The organism is Kitasatospora arboriphila, assembly GCF_039528095.1.
GTDB classification, from domain to species: domain Bacteria; phylum Actinomycetota; class Actinomycetes; order Streptomycetales; family Streptomycetaceae; genus Kitasatospora; species Kitasatospora arboriphila.
Genome location: NZ_BAAALD010000140.1, coordinates 1 through 13,944 on the forward strand (window position 1 = coordinate 1; position 13,944 = coordinate 13,944).

Consider the following 13,944-nt stretch of genomic DNA (forward strand, 5'->3'; position numbering starts at 1 on the left):
CGACCTCGACGACGTCTTCTTCGCCCTCACCGGCGGCACCACCGTCCCCCACCAGTCCCAGGAGTCGGTCCGATGACCACTGCACAGGCCCCCGCCCGCCCGTCCCGGGCCGCCCTCGCCGTCCGCGACTCGGCCACCATGCTGCGCCGCAACCTCCTGCACGCCCGGCGCTACCCCTCGCTCACGCTGAACCTGCTGCTGACCCCGGTCATGCTGCTGCTGCTCTTCGTGTACATCTTCGGCAACACCATGAGCGGCGGTGCGGGCCGCGACGCCTACATCGCCTACATCGTCCCGGGCATCCTGCTGATGACCATCGGCTCGACCACCATCGGCACCGCCGTCTCCGTCTCCAACGACATGGCCGAGGGCATCATCGCCCGCTTCCGCACCATGGCCATCCACCGTCCCTCGGTCATCGTCGGCCACGTCGTCGGCAGCGTCCTGCAGTCCGTCGTCAGCGTCCTGTTGGTCGGCGCCGTCGGCCTCGCCATCGGCTTCCGCCCCACCCACGCCACCGTGCTGGAGGGGCTCGCCGCCCTCGGCCTGCTCGTCCTCTTCTCCACCGCCCTCACCTGGATCGCCGTCGGGATGGGCCTGGTGAGCCCGAACGCCGAGGCGGCCTCCAACAACGCCATGCCGCTGATCCTGTTGCCGCTGCTGTCCAGCGCCTTCGTCCCGCTGCACTCCATGCCGGGCTGGTTCCAGCCGGTCGCCGAGTACCAGCCCTTCACCCCCGCCATCGAGACGCTGCGGGGCCTGCTGCTCGGCACCGAGGTCGGCAACAACGGGTGGCTCGCCGTCGCCTGGTGCCTCGGCCTCAGCGTCCTCGGCCACCTCTGGTCGACCTCGACCTTCAACCGCGACCCGAAGTAGCCGGGAGCACCCGCGTGGAGCCCGCGCAGCGCATGCGGAAGGGGCGGCGCACACCGACACACGGTCGGAGTGCGCCGCCCCCGGCCGCGTGCGGATCCGGGCCGGGCGGTGCGTCAGGAGACCACGTCCTTGCGGGCGAAGCCGCGGAAGGCGAGCGCGAGCAGGACGATCGCGTAGGAGACGGAGAGCGAGACGCCCTGGATCATCCCGCCCCATTCGAGGTGGGGTTGGAGTGCGTCGGCCCAGGCGTACTGCCAGTGGGCGGGCAGCCACTCGCGGAGGTCGCCGAGGGCGGTGACGGCGTCCAGGACGCCGGTGATGATGGAGAGGAAGACGGCGCCGCCGACCGCGCCGAGCGGCGCGTCGGTGGCGGTGGAGAGCCAGAACGCCAGCGCCGCGATGACGAGTTCGGCGAGGATCACGTAGCAGACGGCGAGGCCGAGCCGGGGCAGCGCGGTGGCGGCGGGCAGGCTGGTGCCGGTGGGCAGCTTCAGGTCGCCCCAGCCGTAGGCGGCGGTGCCGACGGCGAGGCCGACCAGCGGCAGCAGCACGATCGCGGCGGCGGAGAAGGCCAGCCCGACGGTGAACTTGCGGGCCAGCAGCCGGGCCCGGGGCACCGGCGCGGCCAGCAGGTAGCGCAGCGAGGACCAGCCGGCCTCCGAGGCCACGGTGTCGCCGCAGAACAGCGCGACCGGGATGACCAGCAGGAAGCCGGTGCCCATGAAGAGCAGGGTGGCGGCGAAGTTCGGCCCGGAGGAGGTGGCGAGTTCGATGAAGGTGGTGCGGTCCGGCCGGTCGGGCGTGCCGCCGATCTGGAAGGCCGCGAGGATGACGAACGGCAGCGCGGCGAGCAGCCCGCCGATCACCAGGGTGCGGCGGCGGCGGAGTTGGCGCACCGCCTCGACGCGCAGCGGCAGGGTGCGGCGGGCCGAGTAGCCGGCCGCCGCCTGCTCCGCGGCAGGAGCGGGTGCGGTGCTGCTCATGCCGGGCCTCCGATCAGGGACAGGAAGGCGTCCTCCAGGCGGCGCTGCGGGCCGACGCCCGTCACGGGCACCTCCAGGCGGACGAGTTCGACGACCAGCCGTGCGGCGCCGCCGCCGTCGTCGAGGCGGACGAGCAGGCCGCCGTCGGCCGGCTCCGCCGAGACGACGCCGTCGAGCGCGGCGAGCTTGTCGGCGGCCGCGGCGAGCTCCTCGGAGCCGTACCCGGGCGCGGTGGAGACGAGCAGTTGCTCGCCGCCGCCGACGATCTCGGCGACGGCCCCGGCGGTGACCAGGCGGCCGCGGTCCATGACGACGAGGTGGGTACAGCTCTGCTCGACCTCGGACAGCAGGTGGCTGGAGACGATGACGGTGCGGCCGCCGGCGGCGTACCGGATCATCACCTCGCGCATCTCGCGGATCTGCGGCGGGTCGAGGCCGTTGGTCGGCTCGTCGAGGATCAGCAGGTCGGGCATGCCGAGCATGGCCTGGGCGATGGCGAGGCGCTGCCGCATGCCCTGGGAGTAGGTGCGGACGGCGCGGTCGAGGGCCTCGCCGAGGTCGGCGATGGCGAGCGCCTCCTCCAGGTGGGCGTCCTCGGCGGGGCGGCCGGTGGCCTGCCAGTACAGCTCCAGGTTGGCGCGGCCGGTGAGGTGCGGCAGGAAGCCCGCGCCCTCGACGAAGGCGCCGACCCGCGACAGCACGGGCGCACCGGCCCGCACCGCGTGCCCGAAGATCCGGATCTCGCCCTCGTCGGGGCGGATCAGCCCCATCAGCATGCGCAGGGTGGTGGTCTTGCCGGCGCCGTTCGGGCCGAGCAGACCGAGCACCTGGCCCTGTTCGGCGCGGAAGGACAGCTCGCGCACCGCGTACCGGTCGGCAGCGCCCTTGTAGCGCTTGCTGAGGCCGGTGATCTGCAGCGGGACGCCGGCGAGCGCCGGGTCGGCGGGCAGCTGCGGGCGGCGTCGGCGGCGCAGCAGGAGCAGCCCGGCCGCGGCGGCGACGGCGAGCAGCGGCAGCACCCAGACCCGGGCGGGCAGCGGGGCGGCCTCGGTGTGCAGGCCGGCCACGGTCGGGAGGGTCAGCGGCCCGGCGGCGGAGACGGTGTAGGTGGCGGGCTGCGCCGGGGAGGCGTAGGCCAGGTCGGTGGAGGCGAGCACGAGCCGCAGCCGGTGCCCGGCCGGGAAGGAGTGGTCGACGGCGGGCAGCGCGATCTGCACGGTGCGGCCGCCGGGGGCGTCGGCGCCGGTGACCCGCAGCGGGGCGACGAGCTGCTGCGGCAGGGTCTGCTTGCCGTCCGGGCCGAGGTCGTAGAGCTTGGCGAAGAGCACCGCGTCGGGCCGGTCGGCGTGCACGGTGATCGAGGCACGGGCCTGGCCGGTGAGGTCGAGCGCGGTCGTCAGCGGGTCGGAGTCGAACGCGGCGTACTGGCCGGGGAAGTCGAGGGCGAGGCCGCTGCCGAGGGCGGCGGCCTGGGAGAGCGCGCCGATGCCGGGGACGGTGGAGATGTTCGGCGGGGCGCCGCCGGGCGGGTTGGCGACGGTCTGCTCGCGGCCGGCGAGTTCGACGCTGCGGGTGGCGGTGCCGCCGAGTCCCGGGTACGCGTCGGCGTCGGCGCCGCGCAGCACGGCCTGGAAGCCGGTGGAGTCGACGCCGCCGGTGCGGGTGACCCGGAAGGCGGGGCCGGTGCCGGTGGACTTGCCGGCCAGGTAGTGGTCGAACCAGGCGGTGACCCGGGCGTCGGTGCGTTCGCTGCCCTCGGTGCCGCCGTCGTGCCCGCCGGCGAACCAGTCGACGGCGACGGGCGCGCCGTTGGCGGCGACGGCCTTGGCGATCCGGTCGCCCTGGTCGAGCGGGAAGAGCGAGTCCTGCTGGCCCTGGACGACGAGGGTGGGCACCTTGATCCGGTCGGCGACCGAGGACGGGCTGGACTTCTCCAGCACCGCGACCGCCTCGGCGTCGGGGCGGCCGGCCGCGGCGACCCGGTTGTACATGGTGCACAGCTCGTCGAGGAAGCGGCCGCAGCCGACCGCGCCCTGCGGTCCGCCGGGCTTCCCGTCCTGCTGTCCGTCCTGCTGTCCGTCGCGGGGCGCGCCGGCGAGCCCGCCGGTGGCGGCGCCGGCCGAGCCGGTGGTGAAGAACAGGCCGGCCCAGAGCTTCTTGAAGACGCCGTCGGCGGCGGTCGAGCCCTGGGCGGCCTGCGGGAAGAGCGCGTCGGCGAGGTTCCACCAGGTGATGCCGGCGGCGACCGCGTCGATCCGCGGGTCGTAGGCGGCGCCGAGCAGGGCGGCCCCGCCGCCGTAGGAGGCGCCGGTGATGCCGACCCGCGGGTCGCCGGCCTTGTCGAGCTGCACCTCGGGCCGCTTCGCGAGCCAGTCGACGAGCCGGGTGACGTCCTGGATCTCGCGGTCCGGGGCGTCCAGGCCGATCCGGCCGCCGGAGTGGCCGAAGCCGCGGGCGGACCAGGTGAGGACGGCGTACCCGGCGCGGGCGAGCTGCCGGGCCCGGTCGCGTTCGCCCTCCTTGGAGCCGCCGAAGCCGTGCGCGAGCAGGATCGCCGGGTGTGGCGAGGTACCGGTGGTGAAGAACGAGGTGTCGATGCGGACGGTCGCGCTGCTGCCCGGTGTCTCGGGCATGGCGAGGAAGCGGTCCTCCTGGCGCACCTCGGGCCCGGAACCGCCGGCGGCGGTGCCGATCGCCCCCACGACGACCAGCACCGCCGCAACCACCCATGCCACCAGCGCACGCCGTCCCAGCCGGCGGAGGCGCCGGGCCCACCCGAACCCCATGGCCACCGACCCTAACCCCGTTCGGGGTAGGGAGCCCGTAAAGGGCGCGATCACGTCATCCGCGCCGGTCGTTCGGGTGCGGCCCGGTGGGGGTCAGGCGGTCCTCACCGCCATGAGCAGGCCGGTCGACCAGGCGAGCCGGACGGTGCGGAAGTCCGGGCGGCCGGTCAGGTGGCCGACGAGCCGGTCGACGGCGGCGGTGTGCTCGGCGGGCCAGTCGGGCAGCGGCAGCAGGTCGTCGATCAGGTAGGTGCCGCCGGGGGCGACCAGGTCCAGGGCCCGTTCCAGGTGGGTGAACTTGCCCGGCCAGGTGTCGGCGAAGACGAGGTCGAAGGGCTCGCCGCGGTACTCCTCCAGCCAGGTCCCGCCGTCGCCGGCGACGAACGCGCAGCGCCCGTCCCCGCCGAGCTCGGCGCGGGCGAGGTCCTGCACGGCGCCGTCCAGTTCGACGCTGACCAGCCGGGCGTCGGCGTCCATGCCGCTGAGCAGCCAGGCCGTGCCCTCGCCGACGCCGGTGCCGAGTTCCAGGATCCGTCCGCCGGGCCGGGCGGCGGCGAGGACGGCGAGGAGGGCGCCCGTCCGCTCCTCGCAGGAGAGCGTGAAGCCGTGGGCGGCCCCGGCGGCCCGCAACGCGGCGACGGCGGGCGGCAGTCGGGTGATCGTGTCGTCCATCGGGCCAGTCTGCCGCGGGTGTTCGGGGCGGTGCAGGTGTTTTCGCGGCCCGGCGTCCGCCGCCCCCTCACCCGCGCGGACGGGGCGGGGTCAGAGCAGGCCGTCCCACATCTGCTCGACGACGACGGCCCACCAGTTCTCCGGGTCCTGGAAGACGGTGGGGTCGAGGGCGGCCAGTTGCTGCTGGAAGCCGTCGGTGGCCTCGGCGGCGGCGTGCGCGTCGAGGCCGCGGCGGGCGGGGCGGTGGGCGGCGAGCAGGGCGAGACAGCGGACGTACGAGGACAGGTCCGCGTTGAGGTAGCGGCCCGTCCCGGTATCCGGGTCGACCGCCCAGACCCGGCCGACGCCCTCGCCGGTGCCGGTGCCGCCGTCGCCGCACTGCACCGCGACCAACGCGTGCCCGTCGGTGCCGAGCAGCACGTACTCGGCGAGCACCGCGCGGGCGGTGTCCGGGACGCGGCGGCCGCGGCCGGTCGCGGCCAGGTGGGCGGCGACGTCCGGCAGGCCCGGCAGCACCTCGAAGAAGCCCTCGACCCGGGCCGGCAGGCCGGCCCAGACGAGGGTGGAGCGGGCGGCGTCCGGGAGGGCGGTGGCGGCGGCGTCGTCGGCGTCGGAGCGGTGCACGTCGTCCGGGCCGAACTGCTCGGCGAGGCGGCGGCCGAGGGCGGCGTCCCGCTCCGGTCCGGCCGCGGCGGCGCTCCGCGGGAAGGGTGCCCGGTTGGGGCGCGGCGGCGCCGGACGGCCGGCCTCGCGGAACAGCTTCTCGGCGGCGTCGGCCAGGGCACGCACGCCGGCCGCGCGCCGGTCGAAGCGCGGGCCGTAGTCGTGGCCGTAGGAGAAGGTCGCGACGGGCAGTTCGGCGAGCAGGGTGGCGGCGCAGTAGCCGCCGGGCAGTTCACAGGGGCGCAGGTCGGTGTGGACGGCGAGCACGTCCTCCGGCCGCACGCCCCGGCTCTGCAGGATCCGCCATGTCTCGACCTCGGGGTGCGCGGCGCCGGGGGCGGACATCCGGAAGAGGCTCTGCTCCTCGCCGGCCGCGTCGCGGTAGGTGAGGACGGCGGTGGCGCCGGGCCCGGTGGCGAGCGGCCGGTCGGGGTCGTACGTGCCGGCGCCCAGGCTGTCGCGGTGGAGCTGCACGACCTCCTCGACCGGCACCGACGGCCAGGTGCTGAGCCTGCCGGTCTCCCGGTCGACGACCGCGCAGGAGGAGCCGATCTCCGCGGGCGGCCGCCGCTCGCCCGGGCCGGGCCCGTCGGCGGGCGGCTCCGGCTCGGCCCACACCACCCAGCCCAGGTCGAACTCGTGGACGCCGACGGTGCGCCACTGCTCCTCGGGCAGGTCGCCGTTGATCCACTGGTGGGCCGCCTCGACGGCCTGCGCGCGGGTCGTCACGCGGTCGCTCTCCTTCGGAACCTGGGCCTCGGGGCCCGGTGGTCAGTGGTCGGTGGTCGGTGGTCGGTGGTCGGTGGCCACGGTACTGCCCGGGGTCAGGCCGGGCCGGGCTGGCGGGGCAGCCCGGACGTGCCGGACGGGCGGGGCAGCCCGGACGTGCCGGACGGGCGGGGCAGCCCGGACGTGCCGGGCAGGGTCAGCCGCAGGGCGCTCAGGCCGGCGGCGTCGGCGAGCAGCAGCAGGCCGTCCGGGGTGACGTCGGCACCGCCGAGCGGGCCCGCGGAGACGAAGATCCCGAGCGGTCCGCCGGCGTCCTCCCGCGGCCAGATCCGCACGTAGTCGGCGCCGGTGCTCAGCCGGACCGGACAGGCCGCCCGCTCCTCGTCGGTCGGCGGGACGAGCTGCTCCGGGGCCAGGTCGACCGACGCGCCGGTCGCGGCGTCGAAGACGCGCGCCTGCGGTTCGCCGCCGGGGAGGTACGCGGCCAGCAGCGCCGAGCCGTCCGGGCCGGTCGCGGCGGTGAGCGCGGCGACACCGGGCAGCGGCACCGTCCACTCGGTCCGCCACGGCAGGTCCTCGCCGAGCCCGGCCGCGGGCAGACCGTCCTGCCGCAGGGCGTGCTCCAGCAGGCCGGCGCGCAGCTGCGGGCCGAGCTCGTGGCGGGTGAACAGCGGTGCCACCCGCAGCCAGCTGCGGGCGAGCGGCGGGAGGCCGGGGCCTGCGGCCGCCAGGTGTTCGGCGGCGGCGCGCAGCCGGACCTGGTCGGTGTGCAGCAGGAAGCCCGGGTCGTCGAGGAGTTCGGGCAGCAGCCCGCCCTCCAGGGCGTGGCCGGCCAGCTGCTCGCGCAGGTACGGCAGCGCCCGCTCCCAGCGGCCGGCGCCCGTCCCGCCGTCGGCCGTCCGGCCGTCGATGCCCGTCCCGTCGACCGCGCCCGTCCCGTCGACCGTGGCCGTCAGTGCGGCGGCGATCCGGCGCTGCGCCTCGCGGACGGCGCCGCCGGACCGCTCGCGGACCTCGGCGGCGACGGCGGGGTGGGCGATCCGCACGGCCGGGTGGTCGTCGTCGCCGGCCGGGGTGGTGAAGGGCAGCAGCAGGCGCTGCCCGGAGGCGAGCGCCGGGCCGAGGTCCTTGCCGGCGACGGCCGAGGCCAGCGGGCCCCACAGCGCGAGCGGCAGCGGCTCGCCGGGCGCGGCCAGGGCGAGCGGGGCGAGCAGCCGCCGCAGCGTCAACTCGTCCACTCCGCAGCGTTCGGCGTGCAGGTCGAGGGCCTCGCCGACGCCGGTCGGCGCGGGCAGCTCCGGCCCGTCCGGCACGGCGAGCAGGGACCAGGCGGCCAGCCGCAGGGTGAGCGGGCCGTCGGCGGCCCGGGCCAGCCGGTCGGCGGCGCCGGTCGCGCCGAGGGTGTGCCGGGCCTGGAGCAGCAGCGCCTCGCGGTCCGCCCACGGCTCCTCGTCCAGGTCGAGCAGGAGCAGACGGTCGGTGGGCAACCGCTCGGCCAGCCAACGGGCCTGGGAGCGCGGCAGGTCGGCGAGCAGCCGAACCCCGGGCGAGGCGGCCAGCGGCAGCAGCACCTCCGCCGCGACCCGGGCGGCCTCCTCCTGCACGCGCAGCACGCCGGCGTCGTCGACGTCCGGGACGACCACCGGCAGCAGCGGTGTCCCCTCGTCGGCGGGCTCGGCCAGCAGCTCCAGCACCTCGGCCGTCCGGGTCACCTCCATGCCGAGGCCGTCGGCGACGGACCACAGCAGCTGGGTGGCCGTCAGCCCGCGGGCTCCGAAGACCAGGGGCGGGGGCAGCTCGGCGGACGGCACGGTGGCCGGGTCGAGCGCGTCCGTGTCGATCCGCTTGCGGTGGTCCGGGTCGCACAGCATGAGGAAGCCGGTGAGCAGCCGGGACCGGCCGCTGCCCGCCCGGCCGGTCAGCAGCACCGTCTTCGGAGCCGACGGCTCGCTGCCGTGCCAGCGCGCGAGTGCGCGCAGGGCGGCGGCCCTCCCGCCGAGGTGGGGGTGCGGCCGGTGGTTGGCGGCTGTGGTCACGGTTGGGGCTCCAGGGTGAGCGGGTCGTGCGGTGTGCGGCGGCCGTCGGACGGGCGTCGGACGGGGTGTCCGACGGGCCGTCAGTCCACGGGGAACTCGTCGAAGTACTCGTCGATGTACTCGAAGACCTCGGTCCACAGGTACGGGTGGGCGTCCAGCAGGCCCAGCTCGTCGAGCCGGGCGTCGAAGGCCTCGATGGCCTCGTCGCGGCCGATCTCGTCGACCAGTTCGACGGTCTGCGCCGCCAGGCCGAGGACGCGGACGAGCAGCGGCAGCGAGGACGTGTACCGGCCGCCGTAGCCGAGGCCGGCGTCCCAGCCGTCCGGCTTGAAGAGGTCGACCGCACCGCTCCCGGCGTCCAGCATGAAGGCCGTGTCGGTGTGGTCCATGACCTTGAAGCAGATGTCGGAGACCGCGTCGTCGCCCTTCGGCCGGGAGACCCCGTACAGCTCGTCCGGGTCCTGCGCCCACAGACCCTCCTCGCGGAGGAACAGCGAGTCCAGACCGATCCGCCCCACCTTGGCGCACGGCAGGCCGACCTCGGTGAGGAACGCCCGGGTCGGCTCGTGGGTGAGCGACTCCGGCAGCTGCTCCGCGGTCGGCCGCCAGACGCCGTCCGCGCCGAAGACCTGCTCCAGCCAGGCGGTGTCGGGGACGCCGCCCGGCGCGTCGTGCACGTTCATGTCCAGTCTCCTCAGGTGGCGGCCGGGGCCGGCGCGGCGGTGGTCGACGGCTGGTTCAGCGCACCCGACTCGGCCATCTTCAGCCAGAGGTCGCCGATCCGGTTCAGGTACCGCTGATTGTCCTCCTCCAGCATCCGCTGCACGGTCTCCGCGTCGTGCTCGGCGCCCTCCTCCATCTCGCCCTTGCGGTAGCCGGTGGCGTAGGAGACGTTGACGCCGTCCATGCTCGGTTCCGTGAGGTAGACCGAGCAGTGGGCGTGCCCCTGGCCCTTTCCGCAGGGCTCGCGCTCGGTGTGCAGGGTGAGCGGCTGCCAGTCGTCCGTGCCGTCGCGCTCGTTGAGCCGGGTGAGCCAGCGTCCGATGTGCGGCTCGGAGTGCTCGGTCGTCACGTCCTTGCGGCTCGCCCCGTACGAGGAGTCGACGACGTACCGGGTGTCCGCGTCCGGGTCGTGGTCGGCGCCGTCGACCTCCATGTCGTTCTCGTCGCGGATCCTGGTGACCTCGACGACGGCGTAGTTCTTGCCGGAGAAGTCCGGCCGGTGGATGCCCTTGCCGACGGGCTTGAGCGTCGCGTCGAGCTCCTTCACCACCTGCTTGACCTGCTCCGGGGTGTACGTGTCCTGCCCCGGGTGCCGCTCCTCCAGGCGCTTGAGGATCAGGTGGTCCCGGACGCCGGTGATGTACTTCGCGTCGGGGGTCGTCTGGCCCTGCTGGTAGTTCTCCTGGGTCTTCGCCGAGGGGCTGGCCCAGAAGTTCTTCTTCCGGCGGGCCATCATGCCGCGGGTCGACTTGTCGTCGGCGCCCGCGTCGTTCTTGAGCTTGCCCTGCTCCTCCTCGCTGAAGTGCGACCGGTCGACGTCGTCGCGGTAGCGGTAGGGGTCCGCGACGCGCTCCGGGCTGGCACCGACGCCGTACCGCGTGTGGACGGCCGGGCTCAGGCGGCCGAGCACACCGACGACCGCGGCCTGCTCGTTGCGGTTGAGGTCGGCGAAGCCCGGCAGCCGCTCGCTGAGCTCCTTCTTGGTGAAGCCGACGCCCTGCGGGTCGTTCTTGTTCTGCTGGGCCGTCTCGTGCAGCAGGTTGGCGATGTTGTGGTTGTCGACGTGGCCGTCCAGGAACGCGAACGCCCGGTCCAGGGTGATCTGCCGGACATCGCGGTGGGGAGCGCCGTCCTCCGTGCTCCGCATGTCCCGCTGGAGGTTGTCGCCCTTCATCCCGTAGTGGGTGTGCTCGCGGTCCTGGGCGTCGTCGTAGTCCGCCGAACCGCGGGGCCGGTCGGCCTCGGAGTCGTGATCCGGGTCGTGGTCGGATTCGTGATCGGCGTCCGCCATCGACTCGTCGTCCGGGTGGTCCGGATCGTGGTCGACCTCCATGTCGTCCGGATGCTTGCCGGCGGGGTCGGCGGGACGGCGGTCGGAGTCGCCGGGGCGGTCGGCGGGGTCACCGGGGTTCTTGCGGGCGTCGCCGGTGTCGCGGTCCCTGTCCCGGTCCTTGGACGGATCCTTGGTGTGGTCCGGGCGGTCGGCCGCGCCGGAACGGTGGTCGGCGCCGTCTCCGTGGTGGTCGGACGGGATCGGGCGGCGGTCGGAGTCCAGCGGGATGGCGAAGACGCCGTGGTCGCCGTTGTGGAGCGGCTTGTCGCTGCGGGCGCCGGTCTGGTTGTCGAGGTAGACGATCTTGCCGTTGTGGTTGACCACGTTCCAGGCGTGGGCGCGACCGTGCGCGTCCTGGGTGACGATCACCGCCTGGGAGCCGTGCCCGGACTGCCGGAGGGTGTCCTCCAGGCGGTGGAACGCCCGGTCGCCGTTGCCCAGGTCCCGGAAGGGCGCACCGAGTTGGCGCTCTGCGCGGTCCCGGCCGCCCCGCTCGCCGTCCGGGCTGCCGTCGTCGGTGCGGGCCGCCGCGGCCGTCGGGTTGCCGCTGTACGTGTCGGCGCTGGAGAGCGCCACGTCCAGGCAGTTGTTGTCGCGGCCGGGCTCGCGGTGCCCGTCGCCGTTCACCGCTCCCGGCCAGTCCCCGTACGGGTCGGGGTGGCGCTGCGGGGTGCCGTCCGGGTTCCGCGGGATGCGCCGCTCCAGCTCCTGCTGGTGGTGCTCCTCGACCCGGGCCAGGCCGCCGGGGGTGTCGTACGGACGGCTGTCGGAGAGCGGGCGCTCGTGCGGCGGCGTGTCCGCATCGGGACGGCCGTCCTGGTCGGCACGGGAGTCCGCGTCCTGTGCCGGGTCGCGGTCGTGCTGCTGGTCGGCCCCGGTGTGGTCCTCGGGCTTGCCGGTCTCGGACTTGCCGTCCTCGGGCTTGCCGTGGTCCTCGGGCTCGGGCTGCTCGGAGCCCTTGCCGTGGTCCTCCGGCCTGCCGTGGTCCGGACGGTCGGTGTCCGGGCGCGGCGCGGCACCGGTCGGGCGGTCGGTGGAAGGCCGCGGACCCGTGTCGCGCGGGTCCGCACTGCGGGGGTCGGCCGTCCGGGGGTCTGCCGTCCGGGGATCCGGACGCGAGGGGCGGTCGGCGTCGGGCCGCGGGGTGGCGGACGGACGGTCCGCGCCGGGGCGGTCCGCACCTGGCCGGGGGCCGAGGCCGTTCGGACGGTCGCCGTGCTCCGGGCGGCCCGTGGACTGACCGGGGACGGTCGCCGGACGGGCGGTCGACGGCCCGTCACCACCGGTGCCCGTACGGGGCACGGGGCCACCCTGCCGCGGCGGGGTACCGCCGGACGGCGTCCCGGCGCCCGGCGCGCCCGCACCCGGCACGGGACCGGTCCCGATCGGACCGGCGGCCGTGGGCGTGGGCGTGCCCGGGTTCTGGCCGGACGGGCCGGGCTGGCCCGGGCCGGTGTCCGGAACCGCGGCCGGGCTGTGCGTCGGCGGGGCATCGGCGACCGCCGTGGAGGCCGTCTCCACCGTGGCGCGGTGCGGACCGTCCGAGGAGGAGGCCGACGGGCGCGAGTGGTCCGCTCCCCCGGACGGCACGCCCGCCGACGGGATCCCCGCCGACGGCATGTGCGGAACACCGCCGCCCGAGGGCACACCCCGGCCCTCGCCCTCACTGCGCGGACCAGGCGTCGAGTCCGGTGCCGGCGTGCCGGCCGGCGTGTGGTGGTCGGGCGCCGAGTCCGGCGTCGGGCCGGAACGGTGCTGCTGGCCGGGGACGTCCCCACCCGGCCGGGACGCGCCGCCGTCGGAGGCGTGCACGGGCGCGGGGGCCGCCTCCCCGCCGCGCACCGGCCCGTACGAGGGCGTGCCGCGGTCGCCGCCACCGTGCGGAGGCGTGGCCACGCCGTCGTCACCGCGCACCGGCCCGTACGTGGGACGGGAGTCTCCGGAGTGCGCGGGGGCGGGTGTGGAGTCGGGGGTCGGATGGGACGGCGCCGGCCCCGGACGGGAGTCCGGCGTGCCGTGTGGCGACTGCCCCTCCCCGGCGTGCTGCGGCCCACCGTGGGACGGCGCGGGGGCGGCATCCGGCGTGGTGTGCGCCGGGACGGGACCCGGCCGCGCGGTGTCCGCACCGGACCGCTCCGCATGCCCGTCACCGGCATGCGCAGGCCCGTCCGAGGAATCATGCCGCGCCGGAGCCGGCCCGTCCGAAGCCGGCGTCGACCGGCCGTCCGTACCCGTGTGCGCCGGACCCGCATCCACACCCTCGTGCCGCGTCGCAGCAGGCCCGTCCGAGGAATCATGCCGCGCCGCAGCCGGCCCGTCCGAAGCCGGCGTCGACCGGCCGTCCGTACCCGTGTGCGCCGGACCCGCATCCACACCCTCGTGCCGCGCCGGCGCAGGCCCGTCCGAGGAATCATGCCGCGCCGCAGCCGGCCCGTCCGAAGCCGGCGTCGACCGGCCGTCCGTACCCGTGTGCGCCGGGGTGGGTCCGTCCGAACCGGTGGACGGTCGACCGTCCGTACCCGTATGCGCCGGGGTGGGTCCGTCCGAACCGGTGGACGGTCGACCGTCCGTACCCGTGTGCGTGTCGGGGCCGGCGGACGGGGTGTGCGAGCCGGAGGGCGGCGGGGTGCCGTCGCCGCCTCCGGCCGGGGTGTGGTGGGCGGCAGGGGCGGGTGCCGGGTCGGGGGACAGCCGGGTGCCGAACGGGTCGAGTGGTGTCGAACTCCGGTTGTCCCGGCCGTCGTTGCCGTGCCGGGTCGAGGACGAGGAGCCGCCGTCGCTGCTGCCGTGCGAACCGGAGTCGCCGCCCGCCCCGGACGGCCCGCCCGAGGAGGTGTGGTCGGTGCCCGTGCTCGCGTCCCCGCCGCTCGGCCGCCCGCTCCCCGAGGAACCACTGCCCGACGAACCACTGCCCGACGAACCACCGCCGGACGCGCCGCTTCCGGACGGAGTCGAAGTTCCGGATGAACCCGAGGAGTTCGATCCGCCGGAGGACCCGCTGCCGCCCGAGGAATCCGAGGAACCCGACGTGTGGGAGGACGAGTTGGTCGACGACCCGGAGTCCCCGCCGTTCCCGTCCCCGCCGTTTCCGCTCCCGTGCTCGCCGCCGCCCTCGTGGCCGCCGCTTTCGCCGTGCCCGGCCG

The 13,944-nt window shown here is 75.8% G+C and carries 8 protein-coding genes and 1 pseudogene; 2 read left to right on the top strand and 7 right to left on the bottom strand.

Annotation, left to right across the window (positions count from 1 at the left end):
• The first annotated feature begins 72 nt into the window (after positions 1 to 72).
• Positions 73 to 876, top strand: a complete 804-nt coding sequence (locus ABD353_RS36955; RefSeq protein WP_344628111.1) for an ABC transporter permease — start codon at positions 73 to 75, stop codon at positions 874 to 876.
• Between the two features lie 113 nt (positions 877 to 989).
• Here ABD353_RS36955 and ABD353_RS36960 read toward each other — a convergent pair whose 3' ends face one another.
• From ABD353_RS36960 to ABD353_RS36990, 7 genes are all read right to left on the bottom strand, one after another.
• Complete coding sequence (locus tag ABD353_RS36960) at positions 990 to 1,859, bottom strand: ABC transporter permease (protein ID WP_344628112.1); 870 nt, start codon at positions 1,857 to 1,859, stop codon at positions 990 to 992.
• Positions 1,856 to 4,645, bottom strand: a complete 2,790-nt coding sequence (locus ABD353_RS36965; protein ID WP_344628113.1) for an alpha/beta fold hydrolase — start codon at positions 4,643 to 4,645, stop codon at positions 1,856 to 1,858. The genes ABD353_RS36960 and ABD353_RS36965 overlap by 4 nt, the downstream gene beginning before the upstream one ends.
• A gap of 93 nt (positions 4,646 to 4,738) precedes the next feature.
• Entirely contained in the window at positions 4,739 to 5,317 is a 579-nt protein-coding gene (locus ABD353_RS36970) for an O-methyltransferase (RefSeq protein WP_344628114.1), read from the bottom strand.
• A gap of 90 nt (positions 5,318 to 5,407) precedes the next feature.
• A complete protein-coding gene (locus ABD353_RS36975; RefSeq protein WP_344628115.1) occupies positions 5,408 to 6,709 on the bottom strand; it encodes an SUKH-4 family immunity protein in 1,302 nt (433 codons plus the stop codon).
• 95 nt (positions 6,710 to 6,804) lie between these two features.
• Complete coding sequence (locus ABD353_RS36980; protein ID WP_344628116.1) at positions 6,805 to 8,745, bottom strand: ATP-binding protein; 1,941 nt, start codon at positions 8,743 to 8,745, stop codon at positions 6,805 to 6,807.
• Positions 8,746 to 8,825: 80 nt separating this feature from the next.
• Positions 8,826 to 9,428 (bottom strand): SUKH-4 family immunity protein, encoded by a 603-nt coding sequence (locus ABD353_RS36985; protein WP_344628117.1) that lies wholly within the window; start codon positions 9,426 to 9,428, stop codon positions 8,826 to 8,828.
• A gap of 11 nt (positions 9,429 to 9,439) precedes the next feature.
• Entirely contained in the window at positions 9,440 to 12,103 is a 2,664-nt protein-coding gene (locus tag ABD353_RS36990) for a toxin glutamine deamidase domain-containing protein (RefSeq protein ID WP_344628118.1), read from the bottom strand.
• Positions 12,104 to 13,496: 1,393 nt separating this feature from the next.
• Between ABD353_RS36990 and ABD353_RS36995 the strand changes: the two are divergent.
• Positions 13,497 to 13,944 (top strand): annotated as a pseudogene (locus tag ABD353_RS36995) (hypothetical protein); the annotation flags it as partial.